Origin of the sequence: Streptomyces sp. NPDC127098, from assembly GCF_042722465.1 — a bacterium.
Lineage (GTDB): Bacteria > Actinomycetota > Actinomycetes > Streptomycetales > Streptomycetaceae > Streptomyces > Streptomyces millisiae.
Window position 1 is genome coordinate 62,315 of the sequence record NZ_JBHXFJ010000037.1, and the last position, 16,918, is coordinate 79,232.

General features: G+C 70.3%; 15 protein-coding genes. 2 read left to right on the plus strand and 13 right to left on the minus strand.

Annotation, left to right across the window (positions count from 1 at the left end; genetic code table 11):
• Positions 1 to 58 precede the first annotated feature (58 nt).
• The 11 genes from ACFWI8_RS22585 to ACFWI8_RS22635 all read right to left on the minus strand — a co-directional run bounded on the left by ACFWI8_RS22585 (position 59) and on the right by ACFWI8_RS22635 (position 12,900).
• Positions 59 to 1,435, minus strand: coding sequence for a hypothetical protein (locus tag ACFWI8_RS22585; protein ID WP_387094519.1), 1,377 nt, complete (start codon positions 1,433 to 1,435; stop codon positions 59 to 61).
• Positions 1,425 to 1,952 (minus strand): DUF6114 domain-containing protein, encoded by a 528-nt coding sequence (locus tag ACFWI8_RS22590; protein ID WP_387094554.1) that lies wholly within the window; start codon positions 1,950 to 1,952, stop codon positions 1,425 to 1,427. The genes ACFWI8_RS22585 and ACFWI8_RS22590 overlap by 11 nt, the downstream gene beginning before the upstream one ends.
• A gap of 132 nt (positions 1,953 to 2,084) precedes the next feature.
• Positions 2,085 to 2,702: a DUF6230 family protein gene (locus ACFWI8_RS22595; protein WP_387094522.1), complete on the minus strand. Its 618-nt coding sequence runs from the start codon at positions 2,700 to 2,702 to the stop codon at positions 2,085 to 2,087.
• Positions 2,703 to 3,180: 478 nt separating this feature from the next.
• Positions 3,181 to 4,158 (minus strand): tetratricopeptide repeat protein, encoded by a 978-nt coding sequence (locus ACFWI8_RS22600; RefSeq protein WP_387094525.1) that lies wholly within the window; start codon positions 4,156 to 4,158, stop codon positions 3,181 to 3,183.
• A gap of 159 nt (positions 4,159 to 4,317) precedes the next feature.
• The gene (locus tag ACFWI8_RS22605; RefSeq protein ID WP_387094528.1) at positions 4,318 to 4,833 is read right to left on the minus strand and encodes a hypothetical protein; all 516 of its coding nucleotides are present in this window, start codon (positions 4,831 to 4,833) and stop codon (positions 4,318 to 4,320) included.
• Between the two features lie 26 nt (positions 4,834 to 4,859).
• Entirely contained in the window at positions 4,860 to 8,600 is a 3,741-nt protein-coding gene (locus ACFWI8_RS22610; protein WP_387094530.1) for a hypothetical protein, read from the minus strand.
• Positions 8,601 to 8,870: 270 nt separating this feature from the next.
• Positions 8,871 to 9,599, minus strand: a complete 729-nt coding sequence (locus tag ACFWI8_RS22615; protein WP_387094533.1) for an SGNH/GDSL hydrolase family protein — start codon at positions 9,597 to 9,599, stop codon at positions 8,871 to 8,873.
• A 124-nt stretch (positions 9,600 to 9,723) separates the two neighbouring features.
• Positions 9,724 to 11,424 carry a methylmalonyl-CoA mutase gene (locus ACFWI8_RS22620; protein ID WP_387094536.1) on the minus strand — a complete coding sequence of 567 codons (1,701 nt, stop codon included), beginning with the start codon at positions 11,422 to 11,424 and terminating at the stop codon, positions 9,724 to 9,726.
• Positions 11,425 to 11,523: 99 nt separating this feature from the next.
• On the minus strand, positions 11,524 to 11,865 hold the full coding sequence (locus ACFWI8_RS22625; RefSeq protein ID WP_387094539.1) for a DUF3817 domain-containing protein: 342 nt from the start codon (positions 11,863 to 11,865) through the stop codon (positions 11,524 to 11,526).
• An 18-nt stretch (positions 11,866 to 11,883) separates the two neighbouring features.
• Positions 11,884 to 12,441 (minus strand): MarR family winged helix-turn-helix transcriptional regulator, encoded by a 558-nt coding sequence (locus tag ACFWI8_RS22630; protein WP_387094542.1) that lies wholly within the window; start codon positions 12,439 to 12,441, stop codon positions 11,884 to 11,886.
• Between the two features lie 114 nt (positions 12,442 to 12,555).
• Positions 12,556 to 12,900 (minus strand): DUF3817 domain-containing protein, encoded by a 345-nt coding sequence (locus ACFWI8_RS22635; protein WP_311599145.1) that lies wholly within the window; start codon positions 12,898 to 12,900, stop codon positions 12,556 to 12,558.
• A gap of 70 nt (positions 12,901 to 12,970) precedes the next feature.
• Between ACFWI8_RS22635 and ACFWI8_RS22640 the strand changes: the two genes are divergently transcribed.
• The gene (locus ACFWI8_RS22640; protein ID WP_387094545.1) at positions 12,971 to 13,459 is read left to right on the plus strand and encodes a MarR family winged helix-turn-helix transcriptional regulator; all 489 of its coding nucleotides are present in this window, start codon (positions 12,971 to 12,973) and stop codon (positions 13,457 to 13,459) included.
• Between the two features lie 307 nt (positions 13,460 to 13,766).
• On the opposite strand, the gene ACFWI8_RS22645 is transcribed toward ACFWI8_RS22640, so the two are convergent.
• On the minus strand, positions 13,767 to 15,224 hold the full coding sequence (locus ACFWI8_RS22645) for a sensor histidine kinase (RefSeq protein ID WP_387094548.1): 1,458 nt from the start codon (positions 15,222 to 15,224) through the stop codon (positions 13,767 to 13,769).
• Positions 15,217 to 15,885, minus strand: coding sequence for a response regulator transcription factor (locus ACFWI8_RS22650; RefSeq protein WP_387094550.1), 669 nt, complete (start codon positions 15,883 to 15,885; stop codon positions 15,217 to 15,219). Before ACFWI8_RS22650 ends, ACFWI8_RS22645 begins: the two co-directional genes overlap by 8 nt.
• Before the next feature lie 117 nt (positions 15,886 to 16,002).
• On the opposite strand from ACFWI8_RS22650, the gene ACFWI8_RS22655 reads away from it, so the two are divergent.
• Positions 16,003 to 16,749, plus strand: coding sequence for a PepSY domain-containing protein (locus ACFWI8_RS22655; RefSeq protein WP_387094552.1), 747 nt, complete (start codon positions 16,003 to 16,005; stop codon positions 16,747 to 16,749).
• Positions 16,750 to 16,918: the final 169 nt, after the last annotated feature.

The following is a 16,918-nucleotide window of genomic DNA, read 5'->3' on the forward strand; positions in this document are numbered from 1 at the left end:
ACGCGTGCGGGGCGGCCTCCGGCCGCCCCGCGTCACGCAATCCGGATCAACCCACCGTTCAACCAACCACCGTGGGCCCGTCGTTGGTGGTGTAGCTCCTCATACCCTGCATCGCGAGGGTGCCGCCGAACTGGCCGGCCTGGGTGATGAAGACGTCGGTGAAGTAGGCGATCGGCAGGTCGAGCGGCGGCTGGTGCTCGGGGTCGAAGACCACCGGGATGATGCCGAAGAGATTGCCCTCCAGACGCTCGGTGTACATCGTCACCGTGCCGTCCCTGAAGGTCGAGTTGGAGCCCGGGTCGGTCCCGACGTGGTAGCGCACGCCGCCCGGGGCGTCCACGATCTGGTGCAGGTCGCCGATGTCGATCAGCTCGGCGGTGAACTTCAGCACCTGCTTGACGGTGCCGTTGGCGGTGGTCACGTTGACCACGCCGTGGTAGTCGAGACCGCGCAGCGTCAGGTAGGAGGCGTCCAGGTACCAGGGCTGGTCCGGCAGGATCAGCGGAGTCTGCTCGTCGGTGCCGGGCACGCGGAGCTCCTCGGGACAGGGGAACGGCAGCCGCCCCTGCGCGTCGGGCGCGAACGGGTCGACCGTCTCGACCTCGACGGCCTCCTCGCTCTCCTCGTCCTCGCTCTCGGCGTCTTCCTCTTCCTCGGCGGGCTCGGTCTCTTCCTCGGCCTCCGGCGCCTCCGTCTCGTCCGCCTCGGCGGGCGGTGCGACGTTCTCCGGCTCCTCGGTCTCCTCGGTCTCCTCCGGCGCGTCCGGCTCCTCGGGCTGCGTCGGCTCCCGTGGCTCCTCCGACTCCTCGGGGTCCTCCGGCGTCACCGGCTCCTCCGGCTGCTCGTCGCGGCCCGGGTTGAAGAAGTCGTCGATGGACTCGCCCAACTCCTCCAGACTGTCGCCGAGTCCCAGCGGATCCCAGGGGTTGTCCCCCTCCTCTTCCGCCGGCTGCTCCTCCTCGGCCTCCGCCTCGGCCTCGGCCTCCGCCTGAGCCTCCTCCTCGGCGGGCTCACCCTCGGCCGCCGGCTCCTCCGCCGGCGCCTGCTGGTCGGCCGCCGCGTCCTCCGTCGGCTCGGGCTCGGGCTCCTCCGCCGGCTCCTCCTCGGGCTGCTCCGGTTCCCGCGTCTCCTCCTCGGCCGGCTCCTCGGTCTCCTCCGGCTCCTCGGCCGGCTCCTCGGTCTCCTCCGCCTCCTCCGTCGGTGCCTCGTCCGGCATCTCGACGCAGGGAGCGTCCTGGAACGGGTTCTCCGGCTGCTGGTCGGCTCTGGCGGCCAGTGGGGAGCTGAAGCCCATCCCCATCAACGCGGCGGACGGCATGGCCGCCAGGGCGATCGCCTTCCCCACGGGCATGTGGAGACGTCGCAGCAGGGGTCTGCGCGGCGCGGCGTGCCGTGACCCCTCGTCGTCCGAGGCGGCTATTCCTTCACTCGGCACCTTCGTTCCCCTTCCCCGGAACTTTCCCCCGCTCCGGTGCGGTTCCCTCGAAGGCCTCCAGCGCGCTGCCCGTCCCCCGGACGGCAACCGGCGGCTCCCCGTTTGCCGCCGCGGCGTCCCGAGCCGCGGCCGGCCTCGCATCGCCCGGCATCCAGGCGATGCTCATGGCCCCGCCGACCATGCCGCAGAGGAAACCCACCAGGAAGCCGCCGAAGTTGGAGACCACCAGGGAGACCAGTGCCAGCAGGATCGCGGCGACGCCGGCGAATATCCGCACATGCGGTTGGAACCATATGGTCAGGCCCAGCACGACCAGCAGGACGCCGATGACCAGAGAGCCGGCACCGGCCGTGGTGGCCATGCGGATGGTGAGCTGACCGAAGGTCAGATGGGCATACGGGAAGTAGGCGATGGGCAGTCCTCCTATGAGGACGAAGAGCCCGGCCCAGAAGGGGCGCCGCCACCGGAAGTGCCGGAACGCGACACGCCCCCGGGCGAACAGTGAGGTTCTGGGCATTTCCTCGATCTTGGTGCTCACGGCACGTACTCCCCTGGTGGCGCGTTTCGGTGGCGGGATGCACGATACGGCGGTGCGCCCTGGGGCAGAGAGGCGCGTCTCCGCTCCCTGCCCCAGGCGTGGATCAGACCGTCAGAAGCACTCCTCGCCCGTGCCCCTGTGCAGGCTCAGGCTCAGGTCGGTCAGCTCGAAGGTTCCAGCCGAGGTACCCCAGGCGACCTGCTCAACGTCCTCGAGCAGCACCCCTTCGGCCTGCTGCGCGAACGAGCCCGGAAGAGTGTCCCTGACCGGATCGGGACCCCGCGTCAGCGTGTCGACGTTCACGCCGATGTCGATGTTCTCGAACGTCGCGTCGGCGTCAAGCTGGGCCAGGTCGATGAACAGATTCTCCGCCCTCACCGGGTTCCTCGGGTCGGTACCGGCGGTGATGCGCACGGTCACGTCACCGATGAACGGCGCCGGAATGACCACCGACTGGCAGAGGTTGTCGATGACGGCATTGTCGAACGCCGAGACCGCGACGGCCCTGGGTGAACCGCCGCCCGGCGTGACGACCGAGCCGTACTGGTTGAATCCGTTTCCGTCCAGGGTGTCGACACTCACCTTGAACTCCTGGCCGGACACGGAGAACGAAGCGGCCAAAGCGCCCTGGGCAAGGGCGATACCTATGGCAGCGGTTGCGGCCACGCTCGGCACCATGACGAGGCCGAACCGCCTCCATCTCGTGCCGCCGCGAGCCTGTGACTCCATGATTTTCCTCCTTCTCGGACGAACTACTCCACGGACTCCGCAAAGCCCGTGGTCTGCCAAGCCGTCCGGGGCCCTGGAGAGGAGAAGTACGTATCCCCGGGCTTGCACCCCGGCGACAGCCACTGACCGCCGGTTGGACGCGGCTGACAGCGAAACAGGTCCCTCCAACCCCTGCGGATCGGCGGGAACCCCCCTGCTCCGAAGACCGATGCGTGGCTCCATCGGTTTGGCCGATCGTGGTGCATCTCACGTCACGGCACAAGGGGTTCGTTACTTGCGAGTAATAACGATGTGGCAAATACGTGGTGATCATGTGCCGGCAGATGTGGAGGCGCGGGCCACCGAAAGCCGCAGCCGCCCACCAACCGGGCACAACTCCCCGGTAACCCCCTGCCCTTGTGGCCGTTTGTGATGGCGGCCGCGATTACCAAGTTTTGGTAAAGAGCGGCCGCCATGGAGTGTAGAAGAGGCGAACCACTCAGAAGAGCACGCGCGAGAGCGCCCCGCGCGCGGCCACGACCCGGGGGTCGTCGGGGCCCACCACCTCGAACAGTTCGAGCAGTCGCACCCGCGCCGTGTCCCGGTCGTCCCCCGCCGTGCGCTGCACCGTCGAGATCAACCGGCTGAAGGCGTCCTCCACATGACCGCCGACCAGGTCCAGGTCGGCGACCGCGAGCTGGGCGGCGACATCGCTCGGGTTGTCGGCCGCGGCCTTGCGCGCCTTCGCCGCGTCCGCGCCCTGCACCCGCTGGAGCAACCGCGCCTGGCCGAGGCCCAGTTTGGCCTCCAGGTTGGCCGGCTCGTCGGCGAGCACGTTCTCGTAGGCCTGGATCGCGCCGCCCAGATCCCCGGCGTCGAGCGCGGCGTGCGCCGCGGCCAGCGTCGGGTTGGCCGGCGGCTGCGGCTGCGCCGCGGCCTGCTGGCGCGCGGCGGCCGCCTGCTCCGGGTCGACGGGCGCCCCGACGATCCCGAACCGCTGCTCGGCCGCCTCGATCAGCTGGTCGAGCACCTGACGCACCTGGGGCTCGGGCGCCGCGCCCTGGAAGAGCGGCAGCGCCTGCCCGGCGATCACCGCGAACACGGCGGGGATCCCCTGGACACCGAACTGCTGGAACAGCATCTGGTTCTGGTCGACGTCGATCTTGGCGAGCACGAAGCGGCCGGCGTACTCCTCGGCCAGCCGCTCCAGGATCGGGCTGAGCTGCTTGCACGGCTGGCACCACTCGGCCCAGAAGTCGATGACGACCGGCACCTCGGCGCTGCGCTGCAGCACCTCCTGCTCGAACCCGGCCTCGTCGACGTCGACGACCAGTTGTACGGCGGCAGCCGCCTGCTGCCCGGCCGGTTGGGCCGCCCGCTGGGCCCGGGCCTGCTCGGCCTTCTGCTTGGCCTCTGCGGCCGCCTTCACCGCGGAGAGGTCGACGGCTCCGCTCATGGACATGTTGCGTGGCTGCATGGCACCAGTCTCCCCCCTTCCGGAACCGATCCGACACGCACCCGCCACGGCGGTGGCGTCGCCGGAGCGAATGACTGCCCGCTGCTGGGCCTGAGGCGCTCGTCGACGAGCCTGAGGAGAGGCCGCACGGCGGTCTGCCGCCCGGCCTCTCCTCAGGCATCACCCTGGCAACTCCGGCCATACGTGTTCGAGAAACGGTGGCTCCGGGCTCTCCCGAACTTCCGCCAACCACCGGTCATAGGCGCCTTCACCGCTCAGGCGAACCCCGAAGGTCCACATGGGGTCGGCGAATATGACTGTCCGGGGCGCCAGGACGAACTCAGCGCAACGAACGGTTCCCCGCTCCGGGTCGGACTCCGGATTCGTGGCATACCTCACTCGCACGAGACGCCGGGGCTCGTCCTCGCCGAGGAGGAGGTGGTCGTAGTGCGTCACCGCGAACTCGTCATCCTCCGTCTCGATCTCCGTCGGAACCGCCACTTCCGGAACCAGTTCCAGCGCGAGTTGCCCACGGCCGCCAGTCGACTCCAGACGCAGGAAGCCGACGTCCAAGGCGAAGTAGACGGTCAGCCCCCAGGGGGCAAACCGCGGGTGCCCCGCATCCCGGTCAAGCGAGCCGGGCGCGACGATCCCGGTCACCTCTCTGTCCGCCAATGACGCGAACGTTCGCGTCACGGATGATGGGCTTCCCCCGTCTAGTGTCACGAGACCATCCTGATAGCCGTGTCCATACCCTTGCCGGACTCCAGCAGGGTCCAGAACTCTCCGTTCTGTTTGAGGACGATAGTGATCCCTTCTCCACGATAGATGTGCCCAGCCTCCTGGCCGGCTCGCAGCGTACCCATCCCCACATATGGGATACGCCCGGACGAGATCACCTCATGGACATCCTCCAGGAAGGACAGTCCGTTATCGACCTTCCATCTGGGATACGTCTTGTCGAGGAGTCTGGCCAACAGGTGTCGATGCCGGTTCCAATGGTCCTTGAAGTTGGCCCCAGCGGTCACCGCGCGGAAGCATGGTGGCACCGGAGCGTCCGTCCGCTCATGGCTCCCAGCCACCGATGCTGAGGACACGGTCGCCGACACAGAGCCGCTTTGCCCAGCCGTGACGTGTTGGAGAGTCAGACACGGGACTCTTGGTGGATTACGGCGGACACGCTCAACAAGACGTTCGAACCGTTCTGCGGTTCGCCGGGCGTCCTCCACTCGGTTGAAGAAGCTGCCTATGCCAGACGCCACGCGGCTGATAGCCCGGGTAACTGCGGGAAGTTTGCCTACCACGATGACGAGCCCAACTGCGTCAACGATGCTCCACAGGCAGCTTTCGACGTTCCCTTGCCCCAGGCAGCGACGCAGGTCGTTGACCCCGATCACCTCGAGAAGGATGTCCCCGCCGTTGGCGATCAGCCAGTCGATGACATCCTCGTTCGCGGCGGCTAGTGCCGCTCGGTACTCCTCGACGCAGGCCTCACCACACTCCTGACGTAGCAGTGCCTCGTCGTCCAGTGGCATTGGCGAACCGCCATACCCGGTCCCGCCTGTGTCGGGATCTCCCGGTGTGTTGGCCAGCTGAGCGCGCTCCTCAGCGAGTTCCCTGCGTTCTTCATCTTCAGCCCGCGTCGCAGCCTGCTCTGCCGCGTCGGCGTCTGTCTGGGCATTGGATGCGGACTCCTCGGCGGCAGTGGCGTCGCTGTCGGCAATATCGGCGACGTCTCTGGCCTCGGCAGAATCCCGCTCAGCGGCGTTCGCAGCCTCGCGTGCACGCCCCGCATCCTGTTCGGCCTCCGAAGCGCTCTCTCCAGCAGCCCGCGCATCGGCCTCAGCGGCGCGAGCCGCCGCGTCGGCAAGATAAGCATCCTCGTATGCCTGGGCGCTGTGCTCCTGTGCCCGATCGTCTGCAGCTCGCGCGGCAGATGCGGCCTGTGCCGCGGCCCGTGCCGAGGCGCGGGCTGCCGCTACCGACTCCAAGGCCGCTGCAGCATCCTCGGCTGCTTCGGCGGCTGCCATCGCGGCGGCCCGAGCATCTGCGGCCGCTTCCTCTGCCAGTCTGCGAGCTTCAGCGGCCGCTTCCGCCGCGGCTCGAGACTTGGCCTCGGCCGCTGCTGCCTGCTGTTCTGCAAAGGTCTTCGCCGCCTGGCCGGTCAAGACTGCGAGTCCGGCGGCCGGGTCAGATTCTTGATAAGGCGTGCCCAAGGCGATTGCCTCATTGGCTGGGTCGATTACCGCAGTAGCCGCGTCACGAGCAGCTGTGGCTGCCAAGGCAGTGGCGTAGGCATGGTTTGTGGTGATCGCACTCTGCTCCTGCGCGGCATTCGCCTCCTGCCGTGCCGCAGTCGCGTTCTCACGAGCGGTTGAGGCACCCTGGGCGGCCTCAGCGGCGTCTGCCTCAGCGTTGGTGGCATGTACGGCTGCGCGCTCTGATGCATCGATCGCCTCTGCGGCTGCGGCATGTGCCGTCATCGCGGCCGAGTGGGTCGCACGAGCGTCAGCCATGGCACCGTTGGCATTGGCGCGTGCCCGCTCAGCCGCACCGTTGGCTCGAGTGAACTCTGCGCGGGCTCTTGCCGCCGCCGTAGTCGCCTCGTCAGAGGCCGACCGAGCCTCTGAAGCTGCGTTCGCCGCTTCTGAAGCAGCGACGCGCGCAACATTCGCTGCCGCTCGTGCCTCTGCGGCGGATTCCGTGCCTTCAGCCGCTGCAGCTGCCGCCTCCAGCGCTGCGGCCCGTGCAGCGGTGGCCTGTCGGTTGCGTTCTGCTTCCTCCGCCGTTTCCCGGGCCTCCCGAGCGCGCCCCTCGGCCTCCAAGGTCGCGAACAATCGATCTGTCGCGGTGCCACCGGATTCGCGGGCGTCCTCCAACGCTCCTGCAGCAACTACCTGTTCGGCTTCAGCTCTCACCCTGGCATCGGCGGCTCGTGCTTGTTCCGCCGCCGCTGCTTCGCGGGCCTCAGCCGCGATCTCCCTCTGGGATTCGGCGGTCTCTCGCTTTTCACGCGCCGATGCCGCCCGTTGGGCTGCTTCCGCCTCGGCTGCCTCAGCTGTCGTTTGAGCACTCCTGGCCCGGTTCGCCTCCGCCTCGGCGGCCTCGGCCTCCGCCGCCGCCGAGGCGGCCGCGCTCCTGGCCTGTTCCGCCGCCTCTTCAGCGGCTGCCCGCCGGAACTCGGTCTGTACGGCGTGCGCCCGGGTCTGAGCCAGGGACAGCAGCGTCGCGCTGTTCGCGGCGCTGGCCTGCGCGGCGCTTCGCGCCGTCTCTGCCGCGTACGCCGCCGCGTTGGCTGCCGCCGCAGACGCGGTCACCACCTGCACGGCCTGCCGTGCATAGGCAAGCCCACGGCCCTCGGGGTAGCCGGCTGCCGCCGCGATATCTGCCGCCTCCTGCTGGGCGTTCTGCGCGGTGGTGGCCTGCTGCGCGGCGGCGTTGGCGGCGGTGCGGGCGTTGGTGGCCATCCGCGCCGCGGTGGTGCGGGCCGTCGACAGTTCGCTCGCCGCCCTGGTGAACTCCTGCTGGGTTGGGTATCTCGGATAGGTGGTGGGGCGGCTGGTCCAAGCTCTCTGCCACCGCAGGAGGTAGTCGGCCCACCACGCCTGGGTCACCGCGCCGATCATGGCCTCGTGAGCACGAATCAGTTGGACGAACGCCGCCACCTCAGTGCTACCGATGACGTCACGCTGTTCACGCTGTGACGCGAGTTCAGCCGCCCACTCCTGATGGGCCACGGAGACCTGCTCGGTCAGGACGCCGCCGAGGTCGATGAGCGGGTTGCTGCTGTCGCAGGAGGCCCACCGCGCCTTCAGTTCCTCCACACCAAGCTCGAACTCCGGCGTGCCGGCCTCCGGAGCAATGGTCGGCACTCCGCCGTACAGCAGGAACATCCGGGCATCGTCCGCGGTACCGGTGAGGCCGATCTGGGAGGCCATCCACTGGGTGGGGAAGTAATCGCTCTCATCACCGATCTGTGCGACCCGGCTCAACGCCTCCTCGCTGGGCTCAGGAGCTAGTCGGTCGCGCATCCCAGGCACGGCTCCATCGCCGCTGGCCAATGAGAAGAGGAACTCCTGATACTCATCGGAGTAGTCCGGTGGCCGATGGCCGAGAACGTCGTCGGGATTCACATACCGACCGGCCATGTCCTCCAAGACGCCCAACTGGTCCGAGACTAGTTGCCGGATACTCAGGGCGTATTCGAAGTCGGTCCGCGCCGCCTCATGCAGCGGGCCACCAAAGCTGTAGTACGACAGGACCTCGCGCAGTTGCTCCTCGGGCCCTGTCAGCAAGCCCTGGACCGCGTTCTTCACGTACGGCCCGCCGGCGTGCAGGATGCGGCCGGCCCGGCACTGGTCCATGCGCCACTGGACCTCGGGCGTGATCTCGGCAGCGATCGACGGTGCCGTCTCACCGGCGGGTGCCCTGTCGTCAGCGGAGACCGGCTCGGCCAGGGTCACCGACACCGCTGTAGCCATGGCCAGGGCTATCGTTTTGAGTAGCGCGGACGCTCGCCGGGCGCCGCGCCATGGTGTGGAGGGTCTTCGAAAACCGTTGCTCAACGCATCTCCTCGTTGATCCGCAGTGGAGTACTTCGGGCGAGATTCGCCACTGGGCGGACCACGAGGACGGTGCAGCCAAGCCGCAGGGGAGATACGGCGATCGAGAGCTGGGAGATGACGGAGGCAAAGAGGAGAAGACGGGGCGCCGACCCTGGTGACCCGCTGGTGCTACGCCGTGCGCGCCGCCGCGGCCGTGCCGGTGCTGCCGGGGACGGCTCGGAGGGCGGTGTACCAGGCGGCGGCCATCTTGTTGTAGCCGGTGGCGTTGGGGTGGACGCCGTCGGCGATGTCGGCGTTGGTCAACGCGGCGTACATGTCGACGAGACGTACCCGGCGGCCCGCGTTGACCTGGCTCTGGACGAGACCGGGGATGGTCGCGTTGAAGGCCCGGACGGTCTGGTCCCAGGCGGGGAGCGGGGTGATGGTGGCCAGGAAGAGCCAGGACTGCGGGAGTTGGGTGGTGATGCGGTTGACGAGGGTGGCGAGCCGGTTGGGCGCCCCTCCCGGGTCGGGGCCGTAGATGTCGTTGGTGCCGATGTGCAGCAGGATCGTCTGCGGGGCGTAGGTGCTGAGCCAGCGGGAGACGTTGCCGTCGATCCCCGCGATCGTCCAGCCGGAGTGGCCCTCGTGGTCGCGGTCGCCGAGGCTGCTGGGGCCGTTGGACATCGAGCCCACGAAGTCGACGGTGGTGCCGGCGGCCACCAGCCTGTCCCACAGGCCGATGCGGTAGCCGCCGGGCACGTTGAAGCCGTCGGTGATCGAGTCGCCGAGGGGCATGACCCGGACTCCGGCGGCGGCCCCCGGCTGGGCGGCGGCGTGGGCGGTGGTGGCGCCGATCGCGGTGGGGGCGGCGGCCAGGGCGAGGGCGCCGGCGAGTAACTGTCTCCTGCTTGCCATGGGGGGTCCCTTCATCGGGAGGCGGCTTGGGAGCGCTCCCAATATGGGGCCACGGAAACCCGCGCGCAATAACTCGCGCGCGGGTTCGACGCGGAAGCCGCGTCGGATTCCGTGTCGGAAACCGTCAGAAGCCGGCCGGCTCCACGTAGACGCCCCACTCCGCGCGCAGCGCGTCGCAGATCTCGCCCAGGGTGGCCTCCGCCCGGACGGCGGCCAGCATGGGCTCGATCATGTTGCGGTCGCTCCTGGCCGCGTCCACCAACGCCGCGAGGCCGGCGCGCACAGCGGCGTCGTCGCGGGTGGCGCGGCGTTCGGCGAGGACGCGGACCTGTTCGCGCTCCACCTCGTGGCTGACCCGCAGGATCTCCAGGTCGCCGGTGACCGAGCCGGTGTGGCAGTTGACGCCGACGACCTTCTTCTCGCCCTTCTCCAGCGCCTGCTGGTAGCGGAAGGCGGCCTCGGCGGTGAGGCCGGTGAACCAGCCCTCCTCGATGCCGCGGAGCAGCCCGGAGGTCATGGGCCCGATCGGGTGCTGTCCTTCGGGCACGGCGCGGGCGCCGAGCTCCTTGATCCGCTCGAAGATCTTCTCGGCGTCGGCCTCGATCCGGTCGGTCAGCTGCTCGACGTACCAGGAGCCGCCCAGCGGGTCGGCGACGTTGGCGACGCCGGTCTCCTCCATCAGCACCTGCTGGGTGCGCAGCGCGATCTCGGCGGCCTGCTCGCTGGGGAGGGCCAGGGTCTCGTCGAGGGCGTTGGTGTGCAGCGAGTTGGTGCCGCCGAGGATGGCGGAGAGGGCCTCGACGGCGGTGCGCACCACGTTGTTGTAGGGCTGCTGTGCGGTGAGCGAGACGCCGGCGGTCTGGGTGTGGAAGCGCAGCCACTGGGCGCGCTCGCTGGTGGCGCCGTAGACGTCGCGCATCCAGCGGGCCCAGATCCGGCGGGCGGCGCGGAACTTGGCGATCTCCTCGAAGAAGTCGAGGTGCGCGTCGAAGAAGAACGAGAGGCCGGGCGCGAAGGTGTTGACGTCCAGGCCCCGGGAGAGGCCGAGCTCGACGTAGCCGAAGCCGTCGGCGAGGGTGAAGGCGAGCTCCTGGGCGGCCGTGGATCCGGCCTCGCGGATGTGGTAACCGGAGACGGACAGCGGCTTGTAGGCCGGGATGTGCTGGACGCAGTACTCCATGAGGTCGCCGATGAGCCGCAGGTGGGGCTCGGGCTCGAAGAGCCACTCCTTCTGGGCGATGTACTCCTTGAAGATGTCGGTCTGGAGGGTGCCGTTGAGCACCGACGGGTTTACGCCCTGACGCTCGGCGGCGACCAGGTACATGCAGAAGAGGGGGACGGCCGGGCCGCTGATCGTCATGGAGGTGGTGACCTCGCCCAGCGGGATGCCGCCGAAGAGTATGTCCATGTCGGCGGCCGAGTCGATGGCCACGCCGCAGTGGCCGACCTCGCCGAGCGAGCGGGGGTCGTCCGAGTCCCGCCCCATCAGGGTGGGCATGTCGAAGGCGACGGAGAGTCCGCCGCCGCCGTTGGCCAGGATGGTGCGGTAGCGCTCGTTCGTCTGCGCCGCGTTGCCGAAGCCGGCGAACTGGCGGATGGTCCAGGCGCGGCCCCGGTAGCCGGAGGCGTACAGGCCGCGCGTGAAGGGGAACTCGCCGGGCCAGCCGATGCGCTCGAAGCCCTGGTAGGTGTCGCCGGGCCGAGGACCGTAGACGGGCTCCACGGGGTCACCGGAGAGCGTGGTGAAGTCGGCGTCCCGGATCCGGGACGCCTCAAAGCGGGCCTGCCAGCGTGAGCGACCCGCCGCGATGGCGTCAGCGTCCATGCGACCAATTTACTTGGACGTCCAACCATATGTCGAACAGTCGACCCCCGGGGGATGCCAGGGGTCGGTGGGAGGGCCGTCTGGCGTCTGCTGGGCCGGTCAGGCCTGGACGGGCTCCGCCTGCTCGGCCTCCTCGGCGGCGAGCAGCTGCTCCGTCTCGGCCGAGATCCGCCGCTCGACGAAGAACGCGGCGAACGGGATCGTGCCGGAGAGCAGGACCCACAGCAGCTTGCCGAACGGCCAGCGCGCCTTCTGCCCGAGGTCGAAGGCGAAGACCAGGTAGACGATGTACAGCAGCCCGTGCACCTGGGACACCACCAGGGTGACGTCCTCCCCGGTGTCGAAGCCGTACTTGAAGACCATGCAGGTGGACAGGACCAGCAGCATCACCGCGGTGACATACGCCATGGCCCGGTACCGGGTGAGCACACTCCGCTTCATGGCCCCGAGCCTAACGGGTCATTCGGGGCGATCTTCCCGGGGGTCGCCCTCGGCGTCGACGTCACCGTCGGGGTCGGCGAAGTCCTGGGCGGCCACCCGCAGCGGGCGCAGCAGCGCGAAGATCTCCCGGCACTCCTCGCCGTCGTAGACGCCGAGGCCGAAGTCCATGCCCATCAGGTCACGGGTGGCCGCGTCGCAGACGGCCCGGCCCTCGTCGGTGATGGAGGCCAGGGTGCCGCGGCCGTCGTTGGGGTTGGGCCGCTTGGTGACGAGACCCGACCTGACCAGGCGGTCGATGGTGTTGGTGACGGAGGTCGGGTGCACCATCAGCCGCTCGCCGATCTTGGACATGGGCAGTTCACCCTTTTTGCTGAAGGTGAGCAGCACGAGCGCCTCGTAGCGCGCGAAGGTCAGCCCGTACGGCTTGACCACGGCGTCCACCTCGGCGAGCAGGATCTGGTGTGCCCGCATGATCGAGGTGATCGCGGACATCGCCGGCACGGCCCCCCAGCGCTGCCGCCACAGTTCGTCGGCGCGGGCGATCGGGTCGAAGGGAAGACTGAGCGGTTTCGACACGCCAGCGACCCTACCCGCTGGTTAGGTGCCGTCGTCGGGCCACCGGGACGTTGCCGGGGTACCGCGGGGAGTTCGCCCCGGGGCTCCTTGACTCGTGGTAGGGGACCGTGTGGGTCAGGCGTTGACGACGCCCTCGCGGCGGGCGCGGGCGGCGATCACGGCGTCGTCCTGGGCCCGGCGCAGCCGGCGCTCGGCGAAGAAGCCACCGGTGGGCAGGACGGACATCAGGAAGTACCAGGCGGCGGTCTTCAGCGGCCACTTGGTGCGGTTCCAGGCGTCCAGCCAGAACAGTACATAGCCGACGAAGAGCAGGCCGTGGATCATGCCCATGACGGGGACGATGTCGATGTCGGTCGTGCGGCGGAGCACGGAGCCCACCAGCAGCACCAGGAAGGAGACCGCCTCGGGGGCGGACACCAGCCGGAGCCGACGCAGGGAGCTAGCGGTCTTGAGGTCCATACCGGCCATTGTCTCAGGGGCGACCGCGACCCCTCGGGGGTGGGGTGGGGCGTTGGTTAGAGTCGGTTACATGGACACCGAGACCGCCCCCGCGACCGCCGAGACCCGCTGGCTGAGCGAGGCGGAACAGCGCGCCTGGCGCACCCACCTGGACGTGACCAAGCTGCTGACGCACCGGCTGGAGCGCGATCTCCAGCCGTTCGGGCTGACCATGAACGACTACGAGATCCTGGTGAACCTCTCCGAGTCGGACGAGCGCCGGATGCGGATGAGCGACCTGGCGGCCGCCACGCTCCAGTCCAAGAGCCGCCTCTCGCACCAGATCACGCGGATGGAGCGGGCCGGTCTGGTCCGGCGCGAGCACTGCGACGAGGACAAGCGCGGCCTCTTCGCCGTCCTCACCGAGGAGGGCTGGGAGACGATGCGCGACGTGGCCCCGCACCACGTGGAGTCGGTCCGCCGGCACTTCCTCGACCTGCTCTCCGGCGACGACCTGGCCGCACTGCTGCGGGCGCTCGGCCCGGTGGCCGAACACCTGCACCAGGAGCGGGGTCGCTAGCGCGGGGTCGCTGCGCGACGGCCCGAGCGGCCAACGCGGGCCTGCGGCCCGCACCCGCGAGCCGGTCGACCGTGAGGCGCGGGCACGGAACGACGCGGCCGGCGATCGGGCCCGCAGGCGAGCGGCCAGGGCACGGCCGGAACTGCCGTGTCAGCTACGCAGCCGCGCCGCGCCCCTGCGGCGGGCGGCCGCCGGCCGCGGACAACCAGCCGCAGGCGCTCGCGCGGCGAAGCCGCAAGGCGCGGGCGCGGCCGACCGCGGCGAAGCCACGAGGCGGCCGGGCGACCGTGGCGGAGCCGCGTGGCGGCTACCGCTGGTCCGTGGGCTCGTCTGCGGTGTCGCGCAGCGGTACGCGGAGGACGAACAGCGCGCCGCCCACCGGGGCGTCGGTGACGGTCAGGGTGCCGCCGTGGCGGGTGGCCACGTCGCGGGCGATGGCCAGGCCGAGGCCGGCGCCGCCGTCGTCCCGGCTGCGGGCGTCGTCGAGCCGCACGAAGCGTTCGAAGATCCGCTCCCGGTCGCCGGCCGGCACGCCGGCGCCGTCGTCCGCCACCTCCAGCAGCGCCTGGTCGCCCTCGCGGCGCAGCGTCACCCGTACCCGCCCGGCCGCGTGCCGTTGCGCGTTGTCCAGCAGGTTGCCGAGCACCCTGCCCAGCTGGCCGCGCGAGCCGGTGACCGTCACCTCGGCCACCTCGCCGGAGACGACCGGCACCCGGTCGCCGGCCCGCTGCGTCAGCTCGTCGGCGACCAGCCGGTCGAGCCGGACCGCTCCGGCCAGCGGTCGCTCGCCCGCGTCGAGCCTGGCCAGCAGCAGCAGGTCGGCGGCGAGCTGCTGGAGCCTGATGGTGTCCTGTACCGCGCCCGGCACGTCGAGCAGCTCGGGGTGTGCCTCGCCCACCTCCAGCTGGGTGCGCAGCGAGGCGATCGGGCTGCGCAGCTCGTGCGAGGCGTCGGCGACGAAGCGGCGCTGCCGCTCGACGGAGGACTCCAGCGCGGCCAGCGTCTCGTTGGTGGTCCTGGCGAGCCGCCCGATCTCGTCCCCGGTGGCCGGCTCCGGCACGCGGCGGGACAGGTCCTCGGAGTGGGTGATCGCCGCCATCTCGCGGCGGATCCCCTCCACCGGGCCGAGGGCCCGCCTGGTCACCAGCCAGGTGACGACGGCCACCAGGGCGAGCAGCGGCGGGAAGCCGACGAGCATGGAGGTGCGGGCGCTGGAGATGGCCGCGCGCTCGACGTCGAGCGGCGCGCCGGCGTAGACGAAGGCCTCCACGCCGTGCGCGGTCTCCACCTCCACGCGGGCGAAGCGGTAGTCGTGGGTCTCCCCGTCGATGGTGGCGCTGCCGGCGGACGGGGTGACGCCCTCCGCGACCTCGCCGGGCCGGAGCGCCTCGTCGTCGTCCCCGTCGTCGCCGTCGTCGTCATCGCCGTCGTCGTCGCCCGTGGCGGGGCGTTGGTTCTCGGGGACCGGCGTCACCTGGTCGTTCCCGGTGCCGCTGATGGCCTGCAGGTCGTCGCTGACCGCGCGGACCGCGCCGTCCTCGTCCAGCACCTGCACGGGGGTGTCCGAGTCGAGGTTGAGTTCGGCGAAGGTGGTGCCGGTGGCCAGCTCGGTGGCGACGCCGCGCGCCGTCACCTCCGCCTCCAGGTCGATCTGGCGCGTGATGTTGGCGCGCAGCGTATTGAGCAGCAGCAGCCCGGCGACGACCAGCGCCACGGCCACCACGGCCGTGGCGCCCAGCGTGGCGCGGGCGCGGACGCTAGCCATGGGACGCGGCCAGTCGGTAGCCGGCGCCGCGCACCGTGTGGATCAGTCCCGGGCCCAGCTTGCGGCGCAGGGCGCTGATGTAGACCTCGACGATGTTGGGGTCGCCGTCGTAGGCGAAGTCCCAGCCGTGCTCCAGGATCTCGGCCTTGGAGACGACCTCCCCGGCCCTGCCGGCCAGGTGTTCCAGCACGGCGAACTCCTTGGCGGTGAGGTTGATGTCGGTGTCGCCCCTGGTGACGCGGCGGGTGGCGCGGTCCACGGTGAGGTTGCCGACCCGTAGCTCGGGGGCGGCGCCCCGGCCGCCCCTGCGGCGCAGCAGCGCCCGGACCCTGGCCACCAGCACCACGTAGGAGAAGGGCTTGGTGAGGTAGTCGTCGGCGCCGGTGTCCAGGCCCTCGGCCTCGTCGTACTCGCCGTCCTTGGCGGTGAGCATCAGGATCGGCGTCTCGTCGCCGGCGGCGCGCAGCGCGGCGCAGACCCGGTAGCCGTTGAGGCCGGGCAGCATGATGTCGAGGATGATCAGGTCGTAGGAGTTCTCGGTGGCCTGGTGCAGGCCGTCGGTGCCGGTGTGCACCACGTCCACGGCGAAGCCCTCGGCCGTCAGCCCCTGGGCGAGGGAACGGGCGAGGCGTCGTTCGTCCTCCACGATCAGCACGCGCATGGGCCCCAGCTTGGCAAATCGTTCCTGAAGAGTTCTTCAGGTGACTTCAGCTCCGCTTCAGCAAGGGTCGGGGATCGTCGTCCTCGTTCGCACCAGCCGATCGGGGAGGAACCCGAAATGAAGCGCAAGGTCAGCATCGCCGCCGTCGCCGCCGCAGCCGTGATCGGTGGTGGCGTCCTCTCGGCCGCCGCACTCGGTGGCGGTTCGTCCGGCTCCTCCGACGGCACGTCGGCCTCGGGCACCGGCCAGCTCGTGTCGGCGTCGACCGACGACCTGGCGGTCACCGATGCCGAGACCGACGGCGACGACCAGCCCGACGACGACGGCTCGGACGACCGTTCCTCCGACGACCGGTCCGGCGGCGGTTCCGGCGCGGCGGCGCGGCAGGCGGCGGCCACCGCGCTCGCCGAGCGGGCCGGCGTGGTCACCGAGGTCGACCACGAGGACGACGGCCGCCACGCGGGCACCTGGGAGGTGGAGGTCTTCGGCGACGACGGCCAGTGGTACCAGGTGCGGGTGAGCGAGGACGGCGCCGACGTCGTCGACAGCCGGACCGACCAGGACGAGGACGGCGACGACCAGGACGACGCGCGGACCGCCGCCGACGCCCGGGTGGACGTGGCGCAGGCCGTCGACATCGCGCTGGGCGAGGTCTCCGGCAACGGCACGGTCGAGAGCGTCAGCCTCGACGACGGCCGCTGGGACGTCGAGCTGCGTGGGGACGACGGCACCGAGCACGAGGTCTCCATCGACCCGGCCTCGGGCGACATCACCGCCCAGGAGCAGGACGACCAGGACGACGACGGTGACGACGACCACGGCGACGACCAGGACGACGACCACGAGGACGGCGACGACGACTGAGCCGCCCCGCCCCTGACGGGGACGCGGTAGCCGCCTGGTGCGGGCCGGGGAGACTACTCCCTGGCCCCCCCCGCCCATAAACCAAAACAAAAAAACCCCAATATATCAAGGAGAGCCCCCCCCCCCACCACCCCCACAACACGCAGGGCCACGCCGCCGAAGCCCCGAT

Excerpts from the sequence above, each read along its gene's own strand:
- ACFWI8_RS22590 (WP_387094554.1), bottom strand. The coding sequence starts at position 1,952 with ATGCCCAGAACCTCACTGTTCGCCCGGGGGCGTGTCGCGTTCCGGCAC.
- ACFWI8_RS22595 (WP_387094522.1), bottom strand. The coding sequence starts at position 2,702 with ATGGAGTCACAGGCTCGCGGCGGCACGAGATGGAGGCGGTTCGGCCTC.
- ACFWI8_RS22600 (WP_387094525.1), bottom strand. The coding sequence starts at position 4,158 with ATGCAGCCACGCAACATGTCCATGAGCGGAGCCGTCGACCTCTCCGCG.
- ACFWI8_RS22615 (WP_387094533.1), bottom strand. The coding sequence starts at position 9,599 with ATGGCAAGCAGGAGACAGTTACTCGCCGGCGCCCTCGCCCTGGCCGCC.
- ACFWI8_RS22620 (WP_387094536.1), bottom strand. The coding sequence starts at position 11,424 with ATGGACGCTGACGCCATCGCGGCGGGTCGCTCACGCTGGCAGGCCCGC.
- ACFWI8_RS22625 (WP_387094539.1), bottom strand. The coding sequence starts at position 11,865 with ATGAAGCGGAGTGTGCTCACCCGGTACCGGGCCATGGCGTATGTCACC.
- ACFWI8_RS22635 (WP_311599145.1), bottom strand. The coding sequence starts at position 12,900 with ATGGACCTCAAGACCGCTAGCTCCCTGCGTCGGCTCCGGCTGGTGTCC.
- ACFWI8_RS22640 (WP_387094545.1), top strand. The coding sequence starts at position 12,971 with ATGGACACCGAGACCGCCCCCGCGACCGCCGAGACCCGCTGGCTGAGC.
- ACFWI8_RS22645 (WP_387094548.1), bottom strand. The coding sequence starts at position 15,224 with ATGGCTAGCGTCCGCGCCCGCGCCACGCTGGGCGCCACGGCCGTGGTG.
- ACFWI8_RS22650 (WP_387094550.1), bottom strand. The coding sequence starts at position 15,885 with ATGCGCGTGCTGATCGTGGAGGACGAACGACGCCTCGCCCGTTCCCTC.
- ACFWI8_RS22655 (WP_387094552.1), top strand. The coding sequence starts at position 16,003 with ATGAAGCGCAAGGTCAGCATCGCCGCCGTCGCCGCCGCAGCCGTGATC.